Source organism: Sphaerochaeta halotolerans (assembly GCF_003429665.1).
Taxonomy (GTDB): Bacteria; Spirochaetota; Spirochaetia; order Sphaerochaetales; family Sphaerochaetaceae; genus Sphaerochaeta; species Sphaerochaeta halotolerans.
Map to the genome: position 1 here is coordinate 61952 of NZ_QUWK01000005.1, position 22163 is coordinate 84114.

General features: G+C 46.2%; 23 protein-coding genes and 1 pseudogene. 10 read left to right on the forward strand and 14 right to left on the reverse strand.

From position 1 onward, the window contains the following. Positions 1–188 precede the first annotated feature (188 nt). Positions 189–605, forward strand: coding sequence for a secondary thiamine-phosphate synthase enzyme YjbQ (locus DYP60_RS05665; RefSeq protein ID WP_117329923.1), 417 nt, complete (start codon positions 189–191; stop codon positions 603–605). Between the two features lie 3 nt (positions 606–608). Here DYP60_RS05665 and DYP60_RS05670 read toward each other — a convergent pair whose 3' ends face one another. Next, positions 609–929: a BrnA antitoxin family protein gene (locus DYP60_RS05670; RefSeq protein ID WP_117329924.1), complete on the reverse strand. Its 321-nt coding sequence runs from the start codon at positions 927–929 to the stop codon at positions 609–611. After that, entirely contained in the window at positions 919–1224 is a 306-nt protein-coding gene (locus DYP60_RS05675; protein ID WP_117329925.1) for a BrnT family toxin, read from the reverse strand. Before DYP60_RS05675 ends, DYP60_RS05670 begins: the two co-directional genes overlap by 11 nt. 490 nt (positions 1225–1714) lie before the next feature. On the opposite strand from DYP60_RS05675, the gene DYP60_RS05680 reads away from it, so the two are divergent. Then, positions 1715–2221 (forward strand): hypothetical protein, encoded by a 507-nt coding sequence (locus DYP60_RS05680; protein WP_117329926.1) that lies wholly within the window; start codon positions 1715–1717, stop codon positions 2219–2221. Between the two features lie 117 nt (positions 2222–2338). Here the strand turns inward: DYP60_RS05680 and DYP60_RS05685 are convergent, their stop codons facing one another. After that, a complete protein-coding gene (locus DYP60_RS05685) occupies positions 2339–2836 on the reverse strand; it encodes a GNAT family N-acetyltransferase (protein WP_117329927.1) in 498 nt (165 codons plus the stop codon). A 77-nt stretch (positions 2837–2913) separates the two neighbouring features. Between DYP60_RS05685 and DYP60_RS05690 the strand changes: the two genes are divergently transcribed. After that, on the forward strand, positions 2914–4209 hold the full coding sequence (locus DYP60_RS05690; RefSeq protein ID WP_206363109.1) for an L-threonylcarbamoyladenylate synthase: 1296 nt from the start codon (positions 2914–2916) through the stop codon (positions 4207–4209). Positions 4210–4283: 74 nt separating this feature from the next. Here the strand turns inward: DYP60_RS05690 and DYP60_RS14735 are convergent. The 6 genes and pseudogenes from DYP60_RS14735 to DYP60_RS05720 all read right to left on the reverse strand — a co-directional run. Continuing rightward, positions 4284–4478: pseudogene (locus DYP60_RS14735) on the reverse strand (flavodoxin domain-containing protein); the annotation flags it as partial. A gap of 213 nt (positions 4479–4691) precedes the next feature. Further along, positions 4692–6050, reverse strand: a complete 1359-nt coding sequence (locus DYP60_RS05700) for an FAD-dependent oxidoreductase (RefSeq protein WP_117329929.1) — start codon at positions 6048–6050, stop codon at positions 4692–4694. A 200-nt stretch (positions 6051–6250) separates the two neighbouring features. Further along, a complete protein-coding gene (locus DYP60_RS05705; RefSeq protein WP_117329930.1) occupies positions 6251–6595 on the reverse strand; it encodes a hypothetical protein in 345 nt (114 codons plus the stop codon). Between the two features lie 81 nt (positions 6596–6676). Next, a complete protein-coding gene (locus tag DYP60_RS05710) occupies positions 6677–8020 on the reverse strand; it encodes a sensor histidine kinase (RefSeq protein WP_117329931.1) in 1344 nt (447 codons plus the stop codon). 1 nt (position 8021) lies between these two features. Continuing rightward, positions 8022–8714 carry a response regulator transcription factor gene (locus DYP60_RS05715; protein ID WP_117330064.1) on the reverse strand — a complete coding sequence of 231 codons (693 nt, stop codon included), beginning with the start codon at positions 8712–8714 and terminating at the stop codon, positions 8022–8024. A 68-nt stretch (positions 8715–8782) separates the two neighbouring features. Then, on the reverse strand, positions 8783–9553 hold the full coding sequence (locus DYP60_RS05720; RefSeq protein WP_117329932.1) for an SDR family NAD(P)-dependent oxidoreductase: 771 nt from the start codon (positions 9551–9553) through the stop codon (positions 8783–8785). 139 nt (positions 9554–9692) lie between these two features. Between DYP60_RS05720 and DYP60_RS05725 the strand changes: the two genes are divergently transcribed. Then, positions 9693–10913, forward strand: a complete 1221-nt coding sequence (locus tag DYP60_RS05725) for an MFS transporter (RefSeq protein ID WP_117329933.1) — start codon at positions 9693–9695, stop codon at positions 10911–10913. Here the strand turns inward: DYP60_RS05725 and DYP60_RS05730 are convergent. Next, positions 10882–11796 carry a prenyltransferase gene (locus tag DYP60_RS05730; protein ID WP_165849514.1) on the reverse strand — a complete coding sequence of 305 codons (915 nt, stop codon included), beginning with the start codon at positions 11794–11796 and terminating at the stop codon, positions 10882–10884. The two genes, DYP60_RS05725 and DYP60_RS05730, sit on opposite strands and share 32 nt — an antisense overlap. Before the next feature lie 91 nt (positions 11797–11887). On the opposite strand from DYP60_RS05730, the gene DYP60_RS05735 reads away from it, so the two are divergent. Further along, positions 11888–12160 carry a hypothetical protein gene (locus DYP60_RS05735; protein ID WP_165849515.1) on the forward strand — a complete coding sequence of 91 codons (273 nt, stop codon included), beginning with the start codon at positions 11888–11890 and terminating at the stop codon, positions 12158–12160. 60 nt (positions 12161–12220) lie between these two features. Here DYP60_RS05735 and DYP60_RS05740 read toward each other — a convergent pair whose 3' ends face one another. The 4 genes from DYP60_RS05740 to DYP60_RS05755 all read right to left on the reverse strand — a co-directional run bounded on the left by DYP60_RS05740 (position 12221) and on the right by DYP60_RS05755 (position 16416). After that, entirely contained in the window at positions 12221–13495 is a 1275-nt protein-coding gene (locus DYP60_RS05740) for a Gfo/Idh/MocA family protein (RefSeq protein WP_117329936.1), read from the reverse strand. Between the two features lie 36 nt (positions 13496–13531). Next, positions 13532–14011 carry a hypothetical protein gene (locus DYP60_RS05745; protein ID WP_117329937.1) on the reverse strand — a complete coding sequence of 160 codons (480 nt, stop codon included), beginning with the start codon at positions 14009–14011 and terminating at the stop codon, positions 13532–13534. 538 nt (positions 14012–14549) lie between these two features. After that, positions 14550–15635: a zinc-binding dehydrogenase gene (locus DYP60_RS05750; protein ID WP_206363110.1), complete on the reverse strand. Its 1086-nt coding sequence runs from the start codon at positions 15633–15635 to the stop codon at positions 14550–14552. 49 nt (positions 15636–15684) lie between these two features. Then, positions 15685–16416 (reverse strand): MurR/RpiR family transcriptional regulator, encoded by a 732-nt coding sequence (locus DYP60_RS05755; RefSeq protein ID WP_206363112.1) that lies wholly within the window; start codon positions 16414–16416, stop codon positions 15685–15687. 217 nt (positions 16417–16633) lie between these two features. Here DYP60_RS05755 and DYP60_RS05760 point away from each other — a divergent pair, with 217 nt between their 5' ends. The 5 genes from DYP60_RS05760 to DYP60_RS05780 are packed head-to-tail and all read left to right on the forward strand — an operon-like array spanning position 16634 to position 22137. Then, positions 16634–18103: an FAD-binding oxidoreductase gene (locus DYP60_RS05760; RefSeq protein ID WP_240622832.1), complete on the forward strand. Its 1470-nt coding sequence runs from the start codon at positions 16634–16636 to the stop codon at positions 18101–18103. A gap of 12 nt (positions 18104–18115) precedes the next feature. Further along, complete coding sequence (locus DYP60_RS05765) at positions 18116–18910, forward strand: electron transfer flavoprotein subunit beta/FixA family protein (RefSeq protein WP_117329940.1); 795 nt, start codon at positions 18116–18118, stop codon at positions 18908–18910. Position 18911: 1 nt separating this feature from the next. Continuing rightward, complete coding sequence (locus tag DYP60_RS05770) at positions 18912–19892, forward strand: electron transfer flavoprotein subunit alpha/FixB family protein (protein ID WP_117329941.1); 981 nt, start codon at positions 18912–18914, stop codon at positions 19890–19892. Continuing rightward, a complete protein-coding gene (locus tag DYP60_RS05775; protein WP_117329942.1) occupies positions 19889–20668 on the forward strand; it encodes an SDR family oxidoreductase in 780 nt (259 codons plus the stop codon). Before DYP60_RS05770 ends, DYP60_RS05775 begins: the two co-directional genes overlap by 4 nt. A gap of 32 nt (positions 20669–20700) precedes the next feature. Beyond that, entirely contained in the window at positions 20701–22137 is a 1437-nt protein-coding gene (locus DYP60_RS05780; RefSeq protein WP_117329943.1) for an FGGY-family carbohydrate kinase, read from the forward strand. Positions 22138–22163: the final 26 nt, after the last annotated feature.

The window sequence follows — 22163 nt, forward strand, 5'->3', positions numbered from 1 at the left end:
AGAAGATCATGTTTATTCTAAACCAGCAAATCTCTAAAAGCAAGGTGTTTTATTTACGACTAAAATGCAATAAAGAGTATTATTTTACTTTATTTGCTTTTTTATGTGAATTTAGGTAGATTAAAATTTAATCTCTTCTATTTGACCTTCACTTGGGTTTTTACATATGCTGTAACAAGGAGGAATGCATGAAACACTATAGAAAAGAACTGTTTTTCCATATCCCTACCAGAAGAGGATTGGTAAACATTACCAGTGATGTCCAGGATGCCATTAATGAGAGTGGTATCAAGGAGGGCTTGGTATTGATTAATGCCATGAATATCACCGCCAGTATCTTCATCAACGATGATGAGCGTGGCTTGCATCAGGACTATGAACGTTGGCTTGAGAAACTAGCTCCAGAAAAACCCTACAGCCAGTATAATCACAATGGATTTGAGGATAATGCAGATGCCCACTTGAAGAGAACCATTATGGGACGAGAGACGGTGTGTGCCATTACAAACGGAAGACTCGACTTTGGAACGTGGGAGCAAATCTTCTACTTTGAATTTGATGGGAAGAGAGAGAAACATGCCCTGATCAAAATCATAGGTGAATAAGTCTTAGGAATCTTCGTTGGTATTGCTAGATTTGTTCTCCTTACCATAGACAGGCGCGGTCTCCCTGAGCATCTCCTGTCGTAGTACTTTGTTTATCCTAGTCTGATACCCTTTCCCTTTTGACTTAAAATACTCCAGCACATCAGCATCCAGCTTGATGCTGATGGCCTTCTTAACAGGAACCACCTTATAATGATCCCTAGGCACAACTCGATGCAAAGTAGCGATGTATTCAGGAGTAAGTTCGGGAATATCTGAAAAGTCAATTCCACGGGTTTTAAATTCCTCTATTTCTTTTTCTGTCCAATCTTCTCTATCTGCCATACCATAATCCTTCTTCAATCTTTGATGCACGACGCGCTGAAATCAACCGTATCCTACCATTTTTTTCTGTCGAACAGATGACAACCAATAACACAATATTCCTAGATGCATTGCCTACCGTGATGTACCGATCCTCAAAAATGGAATGTGATTCATCACAAAATTCAATTCTTTTTGGATCAAAGAAAACTAACATGGCTTTTTCGAAGTGAATCCCATGCTTTTTCCTGTTTACTATGGCCTTTTCTTCATCCCATTCAAAACATCCATCATCGCTGATTATCGTACGTCCCATGGTGCACCCTCATTAGTAGTATATACTTTATAATATATACTGTACAGAATATTTTTTTATTTTGTGGGCACAATCTATTGTATTACTCCATGTTTATAGAACTATACCTAAAAATACCAACAGGAGAGTCGCTGAAGGCATTAGAAAATCTTCTACTTTGAGTTTGATGGAAAGAGAAACATGCCCTTATCAGTATCAATAATAAATATTGAGTAGGACGATAGCGTCCTACGATTTGCACAAATAATTAAGGTATCATCACTGATCTAGCTTACGAAATACTCTCACTCTGAACACCAATCATTCAATACATATGAATTTTATATAGGAATATGCAAATATATCATTACACGTTATCTGACAATACTATGCCATTCAATGCTTGAATGGCAGAAAAGCTTACTTTTACTTGTTTCTTTTAAGAATATTTATTTCTTTTTGTTATAATTACTTATAAGTGTTCTATACTACCAACACAAAGGGAGTTTCAATGGAACAAAAAGAAAAAATAGTAAAAATTGCAAAGAGCGTAGGCATTTTCCTTCTTGGAGCATTATTGGTGTATGCCATCATGAGTTTCACCGTGGTCAACAACCTCAAAGCTGATAACGTAGAGCTTGCTAAGGCACTTGATACATCAAGATATGAAGCACCAAGACTGCTTGAGGATGCTAAAGCACAATCAGAGAGTGGCAATTACAGCAAAGCTAAATTGACACTTACGACATTGTTCGAAAACCAACCAGGCTCTCAAGAAGCTGCTGAGGGAAGAGCACTGCTCATGACCATTGAGGATGAAGAGCTGGCTGCCAATAACAGATGGGAAGCAGCATTACCTCAAATTCGAGAGGAATGGTTCAACACCATGTCAGAAAAATTGTTAGCTGAATCAGATGAAGAAAGATTAGAGCTTGAAAAAAATCTGAACAAGATAATTACTGACGCTTGGGATAAGGCCAAGAGTAAAGTAAGAGAAGAATGGGCTACTGAGGGTTAATCAAAAACCAACCGGTATAGCCGGTGGGATTATGGTTTCCTTAATAGAATATCCAGCTGCAGCTTTCGCTGCAGTTTTTTATGCTTTGGATTGCTTAATAATCCTTTACCTTAGAGCTTAATAAGAGGCAGAGGATTCAACATAATAGACCATGGGTATAATGTCCTCATAGGATCCGTCAGGCATGAGAAAACCGCCGTGGATTGTACCGAGCCTTTGGAATCCGAGCGATTCATAGAGATGGAGCGCCCCATGGTTTGATGCTACTACCGCATTGAATTGCATAATATGGAACCCAAATCGGGGCAGCTGGGAGAGGGAGTCTTGAACCAAGGCCCTTCCCACTCCCTGCCCTTGATATCTCTTTTCCACAGCGTAAGAGGCATTGGCAATATGACCAACACGTCCAATGTTGTTGGGATGGAGGATATACAGTCCCTTGATGATTCCCTGCTCCTCAGCAACCCCACAGTAACTCTGACTCGCAAAGAATATGGTTGCTTCTTCATCGCTCAAGCAACCTGTCTGGGGGAATGCTCTCCCCTCCTCAACCACCTCATTCCAGATGGCTCTCATCCCAGAAATATCGGTTTCCCTATACGCTCTGACCTCCATCCATCACTCCTTCACTTGCAAGAAACCCTCGCTTTGCGATACGCTCACCTAAGAGCACTCGGGAGGGCTTTTTCATCATGCACACCACTCTGGTACCTGTTTCCATGCTAGTACACTGTACTGCAGACGAATCTGCTTCTGCAACCATGCTGGTGGTATACCCTCCAGAAGAACGAGGGGAAGCAGAGTACTACCAAAAGCTATATCCAGCCTTTCCATTTCTCGAAACCGAAAATCCTCTCACACTCTTGGAAGAAGGCAAAGCGTCTTATCTGCTGGGAAGAGATCTTACCCTTACCTGCTACTGTCCGCTTGACGGAGTTGATTCTCCCTTTCTTACCTTCCTCTTCCACACCTTGGAGGATGCATGTACCTATACCCGTTCCTATCCCAATCCTGCGCAAGACCTCCCACGCTTGATCAAGGAGTATGCAAAGCTGCTTGCTGATGGAAAACTGGTAGCTTTTCCGACTGAGACCGTGTATGGACTGGGTGGGGACGCTACCAATGAAGAAGCGGTCAAGGGGATATTTGCAGCCAAGGAACGGCCCTTCTTTGACCCACTAATCGTACATATTGCTGAATTATCACAACTGGATGGACTGGTTGCTGAAGTAAGCGAGCAAGCAAACGTTCTGATGCAGCAATTTTGGCCCGGCCCTCTGACCTTGGTAATGAAAAAGCATCCACAGGTAGCCGACATCGTTACAGCAGGAAGCGAGACCATTGCTGTGAGAATGCCTGCAAACCCGTTGGCCCTAGCACTGATCAAGGCAAGTGGGAAGCCGATTGCAGCCCCAAGTGCAAACCGCTTCGGTTACACAAGCCCCACTACAGCAGAGCACGTACGAGAACAACTCTCTGGTAGGATTGCAGCAATTCTAGACGGAGGGGCATGTACTGTGGGTATTGAATCAACAGTGCTTGCCTTGCATACGAAGATTCCTACCATACTCAGACCGGGGAAGATTGGCGTTCAGGAACTCTCACCTCTGCTAGGGGAGGTAGCCTTGGCAAAACAAGCTGGTCCCACCGATACAAAGCTGGAAAGCCCAGGATTGCTGGAGTCGCATTATGCTCCAACAACCCCGCTCTACCTGGTTGATGATGTCAGGCAATACCAAAGCTGTAAAGATGTGGGTGTCTTGTTGTTTGAGGATATCGGCATTTCGTTCCAAGGCCCTGTTGCCTACATCAGTGAAGACAAGGATAGTGAAACAGCGGCAATGCGGCTCTACTGGGCGATCAGGAAGCTTGATGGCATGGGGCTACGATTCATGGTCTGTTCCCTTTTGCCAGAACAGGGTATCGGGGTTGCAATCAACAACCGTTTGCGAAAGGCAGCTACGAAGAAAGAACAGCCTAGCTGTTGAGTAAGCTGGCAACCACTAACTGTTTTTTTCATCACTGCATGCAACTGTTTGAGCCTTCCCTCTTCCCTATTACAGGTAAAGAACCCCAAACGCTTGTTCAATCTTCCCGCATAGACGGAACTCCTTATAACAACAGTCTCCAACCCAGTGAGGTCACCAGCTGGATTTTCTGCAAGATTCTGTACCGTGACTTTCCCTTGCAATGCATCGCTGAGTAGATTTGCACAAGCTCCGGTCGTTCCATAACAGGCTGCATAGATGATGGGCATCACCCTTTGCCCTGCCTCCTATACAATACACAGGGCAAAAGAAAAATGAAAGGTATCAATACCCCAGGGCAAGCCATGGACTCAGAAGGCGTTGCCTCCTTTTCCGCCCCAAGGGACGGGGTATCTCACCTTGCTTTCCCGGCACTCGCTCGGGAGAGGAAGCATCATGCTGATTCCTTTCCTCTCGCTCCGTTGGGGAATGAAAGGTACTGCCTAACAACGCATCTTCTTTACAACTACCTCTGCTGCCTTGATCAAAGGATAGCCAGCAGGGGAACCGGTAAGCAAGGGCTGTGTACCGATCTGCATCGTCAGGAGTTGCTTGACCATTACACGATTCTGAATGAGGAATCCAATGGCATTGGTCAACTCACCAACACTTGTGCCGCCATACACTTCAGCACCGAGTATCATACCACAATCACTGGCAACAATGAGCTTTACCATTTGTTTATGGGAGTGTTCAAGATTTCCTGGATGGGTATCCATACCAGTGAAGCTACCGCAAATGACAGAGAAATTCTCTGCCGTGGCACGGGCCTCAGTAATACCTGCAGTACCAAAGGCATGATTTCCGATTGCTGTGGAGTAGATGGCAATGGTTCCCGTAAATGGTTTACAAGGACTCAAGGAGTAAAGGTTCATTCCAGCTGTCCGAGCCTCAGCACATGCCGTGGAAGCAAGCATGGTACGGTCGAGTTTCCTAGTCACGAAATCCCGTTTCTCTGCACAGTCCCCTACTGCAACAATATCGCTTGTACAGGGCAACACTCGCATGTATTCACAAGTTTTTATAAAATCAAATTCGTTGAGTTCAATGCCTGCTGCTTTCGCAATTGCAGTATTGGGGGCATACCCTATCGAAAGAATTACCGCATCGGCTTTGATATGCTCACCACTAGTAAGAACTACCTCATTAACTTTTCCATCCTTTCCCTTTATTTCACTGGCACCTTTGCCGGTAATGACATTCACCCCGCGTTCCTCAAGATGCTCTTGTGCAAGAACACCAAACTCATCATCAAATGCACGATTGAGGATTACTTTCTCAATTTCCAGCAGAGTGACATGGTACCCTTTCTTGTTCAATTCATCAGAAACTTCAACGCCAATGAAACCGGCACCTATGACGATAATCTCCTTAAGGCCTTTGAGCTCTTCAAGCATCTGGTCAAGATATACTTTGTTCTTTGGGATGGTGTATACCCGCTCGAGGTCTCCTCCTTTGAGCCAACCCGGCTTGGTAGGAATACTCCCTAGGGCAAGGATTAACTTGGAGTATTGTATAGTCTCGCCACTGGCAAATGCACACTGGCGTTCTTGTACCTTAATCTCTGACATTTCATCTACAATAATCTCAACTCCTACTGAAGTGAGCAACTTGTCAGGAAGAATATCCTTGCTGCTGTCACTAAGCGTTCCGAAAATATAAGGAATTCCACAAGGGATCAGAACCTGCTCTTCCTTGCGGACCAAAACCACTTCTTTCTCTGGATAGGTAGTCTTCGTGGTGATTGCAGCCTGCAATCCTGAGGCTCCTCCTCCAATTACCAACACGTCAATGATTCTCATATGCTCTCCTTGCTTTTACTATGATTAGTATGCACTCAGAGGTTTTGCTTTACAAGGTAATTATTTTTATTTTTCTTTATAACATATACATTTATATAGTTCATATGATTATATATTACGACCAATCATATTTTGCTTTGTTCTTGCGAGCGTAATAAAAGAGGGCCCGAAGGCCCTCTTGGAGATTACGATTTTACGCTTTAGCGACGACCATATCCACCTTGGGATGATCTGCTTCTCTGACTATGGGCTCCGGCCATGCCGCTCTGGAACTGACCACCTGCAGCCTGTCTCAATTCAGCCTCGGCCCTTCTCTCTGCAATCTGTGCCTGCAATTCAGCGGGGAGTTCATCAAACACACATTCTTCCAAAGCACAATCCATCTGCATTACACGCTGCTGCACTGCCTGGTTCTGCTGGACACTTGCTCTTGGTGCTGTTGCAACCCCTGCTCTTCCTTGTGCAAATGCAGGAGCTGCGCTCAGTGCTGCAATACCGACGATAAGGAGGATGGCTACCATCCCGATACGTTTTTTGTTCTTCATTCTTTGACCTCCAGTCAATTTGTTTGTCTTGACTAGAGTTTCGCACTGTAGTATCCAGAGTGTTTCAACACTGGATAAAGATTATGTAAAGGAGAGGGTAAATCGGGTTTTTTTCTCGCTTGTCACTGCAATGTTCCAACCATGTGCCTCTGCAATGGCTTTCACAATGGAAAGGCCCAGCCCTGTGCCTTCACTGGAACGCGAGGTTTCAGCCCTGCTCAGTCTATCAAAAAGTCTTGGGAGGAAGGCCTCTTCAATGATGCCTTCGTTCTCTATGCTTAGCTGTAGGGCATTACCCGCCGAGTCCCCCTCAACGTGGATGACAATAGGGGAAGATGCTTCTCCATATCTCACTGCATTGGAAATCAAATTGTCCAAGAGCCTGGTAAAAAGGTTTTTATCAGCTTGTAATCGCAGGGACATTGGGTTATAGGAGAATTGCATTCCTCTTTCCTTTGCTTGTACTTCAAAACGAGAGAGCAGATTCACTATAACTTCATCGACCCAGACTGTCTCGGTATGTACTTGGTAGCCTGGCGATTCCAAATGCGTCAGGAGGGAGAGGTCGTTGATCATATAGGTCAGCTTCTGTGTTTCTGCCAAGAAAAGTGCTATACGATGCTCATCCAGTTTCAAAACTCCATCAGCCACCCCTTCCAGCTGACCTTTCAGCACGGTCACCGGGCTTCTCAGATCATGGGCGATATCAGCAGCCCACTGACGGCGGAGCTTCTCTTCGTACAAGAGATTTTCCTGCAGCTTTTTTGCTGCTTCACTGATGTCTGCAAATTCACTGACCATGCTCTGTTTGAGGACAACATCCCTCTGGCGGTTAGCCATATTGGTCAATCCTTCAGTAAGTTCCCGACTCCGCCTCTTGAGTGGAAGAAAGAAGAGAAAAGCGAGCACCACAGCCACCAGAAGAGCAATGAGCAAAGCCCAGATAAGCACATTCTTTGCAGCAGAGACAAGCATTGCATTGGCCTCTACCTCCGAGAAGGTAGGAAGGTGCATTGCATAGTAGGCAATACTTTTTCCATCTTCACTAGTGATGGGAATCCACTTTTGGTTCTCCAGTTGTCCAAACTGAAACCCCCGTGCCCGGCCTGCGCTTCGATCTGCTTTGTGGTATGCATACAGTGTGTTTCTTTTTGAATCGGTTATTATCAGATACGTTGGCTGTTGCATCAGGTCATTGAGAGCTGTGGAGAGTGATCCTTCGCTGAGCACTCCATCTTGTGCGTATACTTCCATCACTCGCTCTTCAATCTGTTTCTGCAAGGTCGTAGTTTGTTGTGTATACCAGTCGTTCTGGGTAGCTTCCAGCCCAAAGAAGAGCATCAGGGAAAGCAAGGAGATGAATACAAGGAGGCTAAGCAATACCAAGAGGAAGTTCAACGTTGACAGGGAGATCGTTCGCTTCATTCTAGGTATCCTTGCGTTTCCCGGCAAAGGCGTACCCAAACCCTCGAACCGTCTTGATCCATTCAACAGATCCAAGCTTTGAACGGAGATTCTTCATATGGGTATTGATTGTCCTGTCTGATCCGTCATGCACATATCCCAGACATTCTCCCAACAACCGTTGTCTGGTAATTAACTGGGGGCTATTCTCCGCAAGCAGGAGGAGCATCTTCCATTCGAGTGCGGTCAGGGAGAGCAACTTCCCATCAAGAATAACCTCGTGGGTGTGTTCATTTAGCTCTAGGGTATGCCCATCCAAAGTATACGTCTCCCCTTCGGTTTGTTGCTTTCCCCCTTGCTCCACTCTTCTGAGGATTGCCTGCACCCGCAGAACCAATTCTTTAGGACTGAAGGGTTTTATAATATAGTCCTCAGATCCGAGTTCGAGGCCGGTGATGCGGTCACTCTCCGATTCACGAGCGGTAAGGAAGATGAAGGGAATGCTTGAATCATAGGCATGGATCTGTTTGGCCAAGAGAAATCCATCCCCGTCAGGAAGCATCACATCAAGGATGCAAAGACGGGGGTACTTATATTCCAGGCTTTCCATAACCCCTTCACACCTACCGAATACTTCGGTGGTGTATCCGGCCAACTGCAAATATGCCTGGATGGTCTCAGCAATTGCGGGATTGTCCTCTACAACATATATCATGGCTAGATGATAGAAGTCCAAGTTCCAAAAAACAAGACACTCCTCTCATTCTTTACCTACTCTTCATGTTATAGAGCTGTCCAGCCACCATCAACGAGCAACAGCGTTCCGGTTACCATGTCGGCATTGTCACTCGCCAGATAGAGCACTGCAGAGGCTACATCATCAATGGTAGCGACCCTTCCACGGGGAATCTTGTCCAGCACACCTTCCAAGAAAGCTGGGTCATCCAACCTCTCAGCGGTACCGGGGGTGTAGACAAATGTCGGCCCTACGGCATTGACCGTTACGTTACGAGGAGACCACTCCGCGGCCAATACTTTGGTGAGCATATTCAACCCACCCTTTGAAGCACAATAGACAGCCTCATGGGGTATGGCAACCACAGATGCTTGGCTGGAAATATTTACGATGCGTCCTTTTTTTCTGGACAACATTCGCTTTCCTGCTTCCTGGCAACAAAAGAAGGTTCCTTTCAGGTTCAAGTCCATCATCCAGTCCCAATCTTCCTCGGTAATCTCCTCAGCAGGAATTGGATTTCCCATTCCTGCATTGTTCACCAGTACATCAATGGGACCCATTTCATCTTCAATACGGGAGAAACAGTCCTTGATTGTTTCCACACGTCTCAGGTCAAGCTTGAATGCTTTGCATTCGCCCCCTTGGTCGTTGATGCCAGCGGCAACGTGTTCCAGTGCTTCTTGATCACGTGCTGCAACTGCGACTCTTGCCCCTTCAGTGGCAATGATCTCAGCCAACCCCCTACCAATGCCCTTGCTTGCACCGGTTACTACCACCAGTTTCCCTTCCAAGGTAGAATCAAACCGTTTCCCTTCCATACTTGTATCTCCTTACTCATTCTGTAGCCTACGACGAGGTAAGGATACCGTCAAGATGCTTTTCTCGCTCTCAGTTGTTGACAACCTCTACAATTCAAATCATAGTCACAGGTAATTCAAGCCAAGTGGAGTCTCTACCATGCCGAGAGAGAAAGAATCGATCTACCGGGGCGATACGAGTGTGAGGGTATTCCTGACCACCATCCTGCTTACCGGTCTAGCCTACGGGTTGTATCGTGGAATTCAGGACAACTATCTTGCAGAGATTGTAAAGATATCCGAATTCGAACGCGGAATTGTTGAATTTTTCAGGGAAATACCAGGGCTCCTGCTTATTTTCATTCTCGCTTCCATGTATCGATTCAGCGAGAGTACTGTCTACAAAGTTGGAACGCTCATCATGCTCTTAGGGTTGCTCGGTTTATTGTTCCTTGGCTCATCCAAAGTAGTTGTCATTCTCTTCATGGTTGTGTTCAGCAGTGGGGAACACATCATCATGCCAATCAAGAGCTCAATGTCCCTCTCCTTTGCCAAGAGTGAAAAGGGAGGAGCAAGCCTTGGGATGACTTCAGCCATCAGCCATGGAGGCAACATCGTAGGCTTTGTACTTGTCTCCATCTTGTTTCTTGTACTGGGTCGTCTTGGGTATGCAAGAGATTCAATTGTAGGGTTTCGTATAATATTCTTCCTTTCTGCTACCTTGCTCTTCTCGGCAGCGTTGATCGTACTTACGATGAGGGACCGTGGCAAGCCGGTGAAACGGAGCCGATTGTACTTCAACCGAAAGTTCGGAAAGTACTACATGCTTGAGGTGTTCTATGGAGCAAGAAAGCAAATCTTCCTCACCTTTGCGCCGTATGTCCTGATTCTCTTTTATGGAGCCGATACCTCGGTAATAGCAATGTTGCTTGCAATCTGCGCTGTTTTTGGTATGTTGCTCAGTCCAGCCATCGGTATTCTGGTGGACAAGCTAGGGTATAAGACCATCATGGTCGCAGACACAATCATCCTTGTTGTAGTTTGCTTGTTCTATGGTTTTGCACATCGAATCTTTCCCATGAACATTGCCTACATAGTAGTGTGTGTCAATTTTGTGCTCGATTCAATCATCAGCCTTGCAAGTATGGCAACCAATGTATATGTGAGAGACCTCTCCTCTTCCCGTGAAGAACTCACCGCTACCCTGACAACCGGCATTTCTGTCAATCACCTGATCAGCGTCATGATTGCCTTGCTTGGTGGATATATCTGGAAGACCCTAGGAATCGAAGTACTGTTCTCACTCTCCGCGGTCTTGGGATTGGCTAATTCTGTATTTGCAGCAACCATCAAAAAGCCGGAGAACCGAACACTCTATTAATCAGGAATGCAATCAGAAAACCTAGAGAGAACCAGATGAAGGTGGAGGAAGCAAAGCCCATATGCTGGGCTTTGTGTGCCTCATCCATCCCCTCTCTCTTTACCTTGTTGAACTGGTTTGTAAAACGGATGGCCAGGAATACCAATAGAGGCAGGAAATAGATTGGATAGATTCCAATGAAAACAAATACCGCACTGACTAGATAGGCAACAAGGCCCTCAGTTGCAACCAAACGCATGCTTCCTCGTTTGCCTAGCACAATGGAGAGCGTCTTTCTTCCATTTGCTTCATCTCCCAAGCGGTCACAGCCATTGTTTACCGAGAGAATCATACCAATGAGCAACAGAAAAGGAACTGTTGCAGCCACCTCCACCCCTCCAAGCGGTACACCCAGAACAAAAAGTGTGATCAGAAACAGGGCACTGCCAAGAAAACCTCCAGCAAACACCTCCCCAAGCGGTGTTCTGCTGATGGGTAAAGGCCCTGCTGTATAGAAGAAACCAACCAGCATGCACAGCCCTCCCACAGGGATGAGATACCAGCTTGTAATGGATGCCAATGCAAGGCCCAGTAACGCGGCAAGTACAAACAAAGTAAACGAGACAATCAAGACAGAGAGAGGATTTACTTGTTCATGCACCAATACCTTCTCTTTCTCTTTGGTATACGTAAGATTATCCGTGCCATGATAGTAGTCAAAAAAGGTGTTGAATCCTGTAGTACCCATATCTACAAACAGGGTTGCAAACCCCATGATTACCCAAGGAACAATTGGTATGCTATCCAGTACATTTACTGCATAGAGAGAAGCACAGGCAAAGGTACCCATGCTGATGACCTTCGTTCGCATCTCTACAATATTAAGGAACTGGCGTGTTGTCATGCGGAAATTATAGTGATTTTCTGGGATGTTTTCCATGCTTTCCCCTTTACTGGGAGATTTTGCATTACCCTTCGGTATGCTGATTTTGTATGTGAATACTCATGATATGCAATCCTGGCCATCTACGTGGGTGGATTACTCCAATTTCATCAATCGGAAGGGGAGCCTCTGGAACCATCTGTATCCTGGTGGTATTGGAAACAAGCAGATGAATTTTCGGTTGGCCATTGGTGATCTTTACACCGGAAGCTCAAATGGGTGGCCCACAAGTGCAGTAGTCAGTGCCAGCGGATCTCTTGGTTCCATCAGAGGAGAATGCCATCCCAGCCATGCTCCTCATCTCCGCAGACGTGGTACAGGATAAAATCGGTTTCTCTTTGGTAGTACTCTTACAGTTCTACGGGAAGCACAAGAAACAGATTGCTTAAGAGAGCAAACGGATTCGTCCTTGTTCCTGAAAAGAGGCAAGGTCTATTTCCTTGCCACCAGAGAGACGGCTTTCTTCAGCTGCCAGAGCCATGAAATGGCTTTCCAGCGATGATGAAAGGTCACTGGTACTGCGTATATCCATGGAGCGAACACGGCTGATAAAATCAGCAATTAAGTGTTCGTCCCCTCCCCCATGACCATCCTTTTTTGTATGAAGTTGGTAGGTCACTCGTTCTTTCGTCGCAAAAAAGTCCACGGTAATCTCACCTGTCTCCATATCGCCTTTCAGCTCCGCCTTGCTGCCCAACACACGAATATTCCTATGAGTTTCCATGGTAAAGCCTGACATGGTAAAGCTTGCGATGACACCATTGGAGAACCGGGCACTTACTGTCTGATGATCAACCACATTGTTGTCACAGTGATATACGCACCTTCCGTAGGGGCCTTCTTTCAACGCCCGCTCTCTCCCCTCAAAGGAGAGGTCAGTAGTGATGACGTTCACCGGCCAACCCGTGTTTTCTCCCAGATAAATCTTCTGGGCTGCATAGGGACACTGATCAAAGGCAGGACAACCATCAGTACAGCGTAATGGAGCATTCTTTGGAGCGTTCTCTTGTTTGAAATGAAACAGATCACCATAGCTGGAAAGCGTCTCACAGGTGCTTCCTGCAAGATAATGCAGAATATCCATGTCATGGCAACTCTTGGCAAGAATCATAGGACTGGAGGTTTCCTTCTTGCTCCAGTTTCCCCGAACGTAGCTGTGGGAAATATGGATATGACCTACATTCTCATCAAGCTCGAGACCAACCAGATCTCCGATGGTTCTATCATCGATGAGTTGCTTAATCCTGGTGAAGAATGGGGTATGGCGCAAAACGTGTGAAATGCTCACCAGACTCTTTGTGTGCTTGGCACGCTCTGCAATTTGGGACAATTCGTCCAATGATGGTACTACTGGCTTCTCGCAGAGCACTGGATAACCTCCATTAATTGCAGCGAGAAGCGGCTGCAGATGCATCGAATCCTGGGTTGCAATGATGACGACATCAAAATCCTGATGAGAGGAGGGAAACAACTCCTTCCAATCTGAGACTACGAGCGAAGAGAGTATGCCATGTCCTTCAGCAATCAGAGAACGCTTACGTGTATCAGGTTCTGCGATGGCAGTTATACGAAGCTCTTGCGGATGGTTTTTTGCGTAGTCAGCATACACATACCGACCCCTGCTCCCTCCGCCCAATAATGCGGCGCGAATTGGGTTCATACATTTCTCCGGTAATCTAGTATTAGCAAAAACTGGTTATGATTCCAGAACCCAGGTAGCTGAATGTCCTTTATCATCCCCTCTGCATGGTGGAAAGCGCTTGCCCTCCTCCATGGTAACCGTCTTGTCAGGATGCTCTGAGCAGTGATAGACCCCGGCGGTCTCACACTGGGCACCGGTTTGGGTAGAGACCACCTCTTCTTCTTTTGCTTGCTTTTTCTCTTCCGGTTTTGAAGGCATAGGGGTCGTAGCTTTCTGCGTAGGCTTTGCTGGTTTCACCTTTTCCTGTACAGGTTTCACTGGCTCTTGCACTTTTGTTGCTTCACCTTTCTTTCCCAGTAAAAGCCATTGCACAATGATTGCAGCTGCTCCCACCAACAGGACCAGGATAACGGCGACAGTCTTGACCTGTGTATCCTGCACAGCAAGCAGAACCAACACAACGATAAGTACCATGACCACTAGATAGATAATAGTGGTTTTTTTCAGACGATCTTTCTCAGAGTTTGTATTCATACCTTCTCCTATTTACATATCCTTGCCCAAGGAAGGGACCTATATACTGTTTTCTTACTTAAGCATACCCTAATCCAAAGCGATTCTCAATCTTTTTCCTGGTCAGCCTGGGATTTAGTGTTACAGGTGAAGTAGTTAGGGGGTAATTTGCTCTTTGAGAGCCGACTCGATAGCCTTGAGTGCATCTACAATAGAGAGTCTGGTAGCAAATTCAGCTGGTTCACAATTCTTCAATACAGCATAAAAACACAATGGAAAATAGTGCAACTGCCAATGAAAGGTATCAATACCTCATGGCAAGCCCTGGACTCAGGAGGCGTTGCCTCCTTTTCCACCCCAAGGGACGGGGTATCTCACCTTGCTTTCCCTCCGCTCGATCGGGAATAAAACCCAGATTAGTTTCATGAGGCATCCTCCATCATCTTCTTGAATGGCACTTACTACACCTGATTTAACAAACAATGAACAACAGTAAGGCTGTGTATACATCCTGGTAAAGATTTTTGGGAACGCAGAGAACATTGGCTTTGTACTGGCATTACCCTACCTGGGGAGGTACCAATACCAATTTCCCTATATGTTGCTTGCGGGAAAAGGCTCTCTGTGCTTCCACGATATGTTCCAAAGGATGTACCCCTGCAAGCAGAGGTCGGATTTCCCCATGTTCGATATATGATATAAGATTACTGAAAACAGGCTCATCCCAAGCAGTGCACCCTATGAGCTTCAAGTCCTTGAGATAGAGTCTGCGCAAATCAATGGAAACCTGAGCTCCTGCGATAGCCCCGGAGGTTACCAAACGTCCGCCCCTCTTAAGAAGGTTCAGCATTTCACCAAATGCAGGACCGGCCACTGTATCAACTACAACATCTACCGATGTATCGGGTAGAACTCCAGAGACAACCTCTTCACGTGTCAGCACCCTGTCTGCACCAAGGGCGGCCACATCTTTCTGTTTAGCACAACTGGTAACTGCAATTACCTTTGCACCTCGGCGCTTGGCCAACTGAACCACAGCAGAGCCAACACCACCAGAAGCCCCTCGTACCAACACCACATCGTTCCCAGATACTGATGATCGATGCAACATATTCTCGGCGGTACCATAGGAACAAGGAATAGTGCCCAACTCCACATCACTCCAATTACAATCAATGGGGAACACTTCCCCAGAAGAAACACATACATACTCTGCAAATGCACCATTACAATCTGAACCCAGCCACGCAGTCTCTAGAGAACCCCACCCAGAAGTTCTCATGCAGGGACGTACCAACACACGCCTTGCAAGCAAAACCTCATCTTCAGGGGAACCAACAGAAACCACCAATCCACAACAATCTGTACCTTGGATGAGTGGGAAAGAAGTCTTTTTGTTCCATCCACCTTCGGTTATAGCCTTACTATCATTGGTGGAAACTGCATGGGTACCTTTCGTAACCGAAGCATCATACCATCCCAAACGGGTATTGATATCGGTTGCATTTATTCCTGCAGACAGCACTTTCAACAACACAGTACCAGGAAGCACCTCTGGAACCGGGACATCTTGATACTGCAAATGCTCATAGCCTCCCATTCCAGTGGTAACTACTGCTTTCATTATCGGGGGTATCATACGCATGGGACCTTTCTCCTGCCAATATCGATGGGATAATGCATCAATATCGGATTCATGGCTTCTTACTAAGAAAGCGCTGGATGACTTCTTCCAGAAATATGAAGAACGTAGTTCGTGACTTCTCATATGCCTGTAAGTGGTTTGGTTGCGGTTGTGGGGCCAGATAGAAAATCTTGTCACATTGGGTGGCCAGCTCAGTGTTGAACTCTTCTGAAACGATAATCACATCACATTGCTTTTTCTTTGCTGAAGCATAGATATCCTGGAAGGAGTGAAAACGGCCGGTTTCTGTGAGTATGACCAAGAGAGTCACCTCGTCAACCATGTTCTTTGCAGCCACAGGGTCTGAGACGGCCATGGTTGTGATATCTGTGCAATTCCTGAACCGATACGAAAAATACTCAGCACAAAGCAGTGACGGGCCATATCCGAAGAGAACCAGCTTCTTGTGGTTCACGATCAAGGCATAGAGGTCATCCACCAAGCGGGAATCAAAGGCATCAAGAAATGCTCGTATACGTTGGATTTCATTTGTTGCTGTATATCCAATTACATCCTTCCCATTCAAAAATGCTCTGTACTGTTTATAATTAAGAAACCCAAGCTTTCTCACAAACTTCGAAATCTTTGATACTGAGCAATTGCATACCTCAGCAGCCTGGGTAATGCGCAAGGTACCAGAAGTATCTTTTTGGGCAAGCAGAACCTCATGGATATGTCGCTCCAGGGGATTTAATGTACGTAAATCAATGGTATTCAAAACAGTATGTCCTTCCTTATTCATGCAACTGATGACAGTGTAATCACTGACAACGGAAGTATACAGGTAAAATCGCTTGGTACGCAATCATAAAATGGAAAATTTTCCTATTTTAATTATATTACTCTATTTTTTTAGAAATTTTTCCATATTTATTGACATTACAAACATGGCCCCTTACCATAAGGACAAATGGGTAAAATACCTATTTGGACTTGTCACCCAGACTTTGGAGGAATCCGTGAACAACGAAATGATTATTGAACAACTGAAAACAGTGCTGAAACCAACGCAGATCAACACCAACAGTGAAGATCTCTATGATGCATCAGCAGATAGATACAAGAAATATGCTAAAGCACGAAAGGTACTTGATGTCCCTTCTCCGTTAGCAATCGTCTACCCGGATTCCCCTGAGCAAGTACGGGATTTGCTTGTGTTCTGCAACACCAACCAGGTCAACGTAATCCCACGTGCGGGGAAAACAGCTACCGAGGGTGGGCTTGAAAACTGGAAGGAACAGACGCTCGTCATAGATGCACTGCATCTGGACAGGATCATCAACATTGATACCTACAACATGCAAGCAACCGTACAGGCCGGTGTTCCCTTACAGGAGCTGGAAGATGCCTTGAGAAAAGATGGATTTACCACTGGGCATTCACCTCAGTCAAAACCGGTTGCAAAACTTGGGGGACTGGTCGCAACACGGAGCATCGGGCAGTTTTCCACCCTCTACGGGGCAATAGAAGATATGGTTGTCGGACTGGAGTGCGTTTTTCCAGATGGACATATTTCTAGAATCAAGAATGTACCAAGACGTTCAGGGGGACCGGATATCCGACACATCGTCATCGGTAATGAAGGCACGCTGTGCTACATCACCGAAGTAACGGTCAAGATATTCAAGATCTATCCTGAAAACAATACGTTCTATGGATACCTTATCAAGGACATCGATACAGGAATCAAGATCCTGCGAGAGGTCATGGTAAACGGTTTTCGTCCCTCAGTTGCCCGTACCTACAGTGAAGAGGATGCTGCACAGCATTTCTATCACTTCCACAAGAACAAGTGTGTACTGCTGTTCATGGCAGAAGGTCCTGAGGGTATCGTGAAAGCCACAGGTGAGGCAATCGAGCAGGCGGTTGAGAAATTCAAGGACGGTATCATCGAACAGGTTGACAGCAAGCATATAGAAAACTGGTTCAACAACCTCAATTGGTCCCAGCAAGACATTGACGATGAATTTGAGGGAATGAAAGAGCACGACAGCCACTCAGGCTTCACCACCGAAATTTCTGCCGATTGGAGCACGATCACAGAAATTTACCACAATGTCATCAAGCGCATAAAAGAGGACTATCCCCGTTACCATGACTTGACCCTGCTCGGAGGCCACTCCTCTCATAGTTATATCAATGGGACCAACATGTACTTCGTGTACAACTATGACATCCACTGTGCTCCTGAGGATGAAATGAGGGTGTACCACCACCCATTACAACGGATCATCGTGGAGGAAACCCTCAAACTTGGGGGGTCAATGTGCCACCACCATGGAATTGGAAAGTTCCGTAATGAATGGACCAAGATGGAACATGGCTCCGCATACTACATGCTGGAGAAACTGAAAGAAGCGTTTGATCCGAACGGCATCATGAACTTTGGTACCATCTTCCCCCAGGAAGAAGGTAAGAAGTACCAATAAAGTGGTGTCCCTATGAACATCATTTGCTTAGTAAAATTCGTTCCAGATATAACTGGGTTCACCTATGATTATCATGCAAGTGCCATGGTACGAGAACACACCAGGATGGTGTTGAATCCAGATGATGAGTGTGCACTCTCCTTCGCTTTCAAGCTGAAGGAGCAGCATCCTGAGTCCTTGATCCATGTAGTCTCCATGGCTCCATCCTCTGTAGTACCACACATGCATGACCTTCTCAGGCTTCCTGTGGACAGGGGAACGCTCATCTCTGACCCTCTTTTTGCAGGGAGCGACACCTATGCAACCAGTGAGGTGCTGGGCACCTATCTCAAGAGCCAAGAGTTTGATGTAATTCTCAGTGGAAGCCGATCGCTTGATGGAGCAACATCCCAAATCCCCGGGCAGATTGCCCAGATGCTCGGTTTTGATCACATGTTGGATATCACCGATATTGATGTTGGGAGGACTTCTCGCACAGATGCAGTGTTCTCCATTGAGGGTGAGAAGGAAACAACCACCTGGTCCATGCAACTTCCTGGAGTACTGAGTCTTGCTAGGAGCAGCACCTGTAAACTTCCCTATCCGTCTTATGCAGATCTGCAGAAAGACGTCTCAGACAAGCTTACTATTCTCACCAACAAAGAACTTGGAATAGATTCCACACATATCGGCTTGGAGGGTTCCCTGACCAAGGTGGTACATACCTACGAAGCGAATAGTCGCATACGGGAAAAGACGGTGGTGGAGGCAGATGATGAGGGAATTGAATTTGTGTTCTCCTATCTAAAGGAAAGGGGGTTTGTGTAGCATGAAGCGTACCCTGATTCTTGGAGACACTGGACTCCCCAAGCGTAGCAATGATCTCCTTGAGGTGAGCAATAGAATCTATGATGGGAAGAAGCATGAATCTTGGCTGCTTGCCTTCTCTCCTGACCAAGAGAACTTGCCAGAAGGCTTTGAGAGGATCATCCTAGTCCAGGATGAGGGGAATATCTGTGAAGATGCACGATATATCTGTGCAATCATTATGGATCTCCACTCGACCTATGCGTTTGATGCCATCCTTATCCCTGGTACATGGATCGGACGAATGGTTGCACCACGACTGGCAAAGCGGTTACAGGTTGGATTGGTCGCTGAAATAAATGATGTGAAGACACGTGATGACGCCTTGGAGTTTGTACGCACAGCCTACTCTGGGAATATTCTCTCCGGTATTGCAATAACAAGTAGCCCTCCCATTATCCTGAGCATCAAACCTGGAATATTTACCTGGGAACAAAAATCAGGAGTGAACACCATAATCCAGAACTATACCAAGAAACTACAATCTCCATCGTCCCTAACCTGTCTGAAAAGAAAGCAACGTTCTGTTTCCTATGATATTCGTGACAGCAAAGTGCTTGTTTCCGGAGGTGGTGGTGCAAAGAGAGCATATCCACTCCTGGAAACACTGGCAAAAGCCTTGGGGGGCGAAGTTTCTGTAAGCCGGAAACTTGTTGACCAAGGGATTGCCAACCGTACCATCCAGGTAGGACAATCAGGGAAGATAGTCAACCCGAGACTGTATATTGCCATCGGTATTGATGGGGCAATCCAACATGTGGAAGGATTACGTAATGTAGAGACGATACTTTCAGTGAACACCCACTCAGACGCGCCGATCTGCAGCATATCGGATGTTGTAGTTGTTGGTGATGCAAAGATTTTTATAGAAAAGCTGTTACAACGGATTGCCTTAGAAAATGAGGGAACAATTCACGATCAATACAGAGGAGAGAGAAAATGAATATACCTGACTTCACCATGGACTTCTTTTCCTTGAAAGGGAAAAACGCCATTGTTACCGGCGGGAACAGCGGTTTGGGGCAACCGTTCTCCGTAGCATTGGCAAAGGCTGGAGCAAATGTCATGGTAGCGAGCATCTTGGAAGATGATGGTCAGACAAGAGAGTGGGTTGAAGATTGTGGAGTTGAGTATCACTATATCCACAGCAACATCACCGAAGAGGGTGAATGCAAACGTGTCGTAGATGCGTGCCTCGATACTTGGGGAAGCGTTGACATCCTGGTCAACTGTGCAGGTATCAGCATAAACAAAGAGAATGTTACTGAATTCAATCGAAGTGATTGGGACAAGATGATTGCAGTGAACCTGACCGCTGCCTTTGAGATGATACACGAAGCCAGCCCCCACATGCTCAAACAGAGAAGTGGGAAAATCATCAACATTGCATCGCTGTACGCTTTTCTCGGCGGGCGATGGTCACCAGCATATGCTGCATCAAAACATGGTATTGTTGGATTGACGAAGGCGATGAGTGATGAGCTTGCAGAATTCAATATCCAGGTCAATGCCATTGCCCCTGGGTACTTTGCAACCAAGTTGACAGAGAAAACCCGCAGCGACCAGAAACGGAATGAGGGAATTGTATCTCATATTCCTGCAAATCGTTGGGGTACAGCAACCGACTTGATGGGTTCTTGCGTGTATCTGTCCAGCGATGCTTCCAACTATGTGAACGGAACTGTATTGACTATTGATGGAGGATTCCTGATACGCTAAATCATAGGAATCATAGAGATAAAGAAGTAACCATGAAACAGAAGTATATTGTAGCAATCGATGGTGGTACACAGAGTACCAAAGTGGCACTATTTGACACCCTCGGCCGAGAGATTTGCTCAGATACTGTGCCGCTCAAGGAAATCCATCTGTATGGAGACTCAAGGGCTGAACACCCTGATGATGATCTGTGGGACACTTTGCAACAGGCTTGCAAAGGAATGCTTAGTTCGTTTCAAGGCAACATAGAGGATATTATCGGCATCGGCTTGGGCTCCATCCGTTGCTGTCGTGCCCTCCTCAAGGAAGATGGAAATTTGGCTTCCCCGGTGCAAAGCTGGATGGATATCCGTCTCTCCTATCCCTATGAACATGAGGATGCTGAGGTGAGGTATGTTACCACCGCTACAGGGTATCTGACCCATCGACTGACAGGAGAGACCAAGGATACTCGATCAAACTATGTGGGTCCCTGGCCTATCGACCCGGAGACATTACAGTGGTACCCGGATGGTGAACTCTTCGATTCCTATACCACACCACGGTCCATGCTCTTTGAGTTGGTAGACCCAGCTACCGTCCTGGGCTATGTGACAGAACAAGCGAGTAAAGCTACCGGGCTTCCTGCAGGAATCCCCGTTGTTTCTACTGCAAATGATAAAGCCGTAGAAGGCCTAGGTGCAGGTTTGACTGATTCTGGAACCGTCTTGGTGTCACTAGGCACATACATCACAAGCATGATGGTAGGAGATACATACCAAGAAAATGCAGAGTTCTATTGGAGTAATCCTGGGGCTGTACCGGGTGAATTTCTCTATGAGAGCAATGGGATTCGTAGGGGGATGGCTACCGTTACCTGGATCAAGGACCTCATGGGTTCTGGCTTGGAAGAACAAGCAAAAGGCCACAATCTTTCGCCGGAAGCATATTTGAATGTACTGGGAAAAGATGTTCCTGCTGGATGTGATGGACTATACACTATCTTGCACTGGCTTGCCCGTCCCACCCATCAATGGGAGCGAGGCATCATGATTGGGTTCAACGGTTCACACAAGGGACCGCATATGTTTCGCTCCGTACTTGAAGGCATCGCAATGACCATGAAGAATAACGCGAAGGCGATGTGCGATGAGATGGGCAAGAAAATAGATCATCTCATTGTAAGTGGTGGTGGGTCCAATGGAGATCTTTTCATGCAGATCTTTGCCGATGTATTTGGAGTGCCTGCTCATCGGAACGAGGTAAATGAGTCGGCCAGTATGGGAGCTGCAATCTGTACTGCCCTTGCCTTGGGAGTGTATCCTGATAGGTCTTCAGCTATCGAACATATGGTGAGAATTCGAGATAATTTCAAACCTAATGAGGCAAACGTGCTACTGTATGAGAGAATCAATCAAGAGGTGTACACCAAAATCAATGCCGCAACCGAGGAAGTATTACAAGCCTCTCATCGTATTTTTCATGATTGACCTTTAATCCTCCTTCATTATTTTGA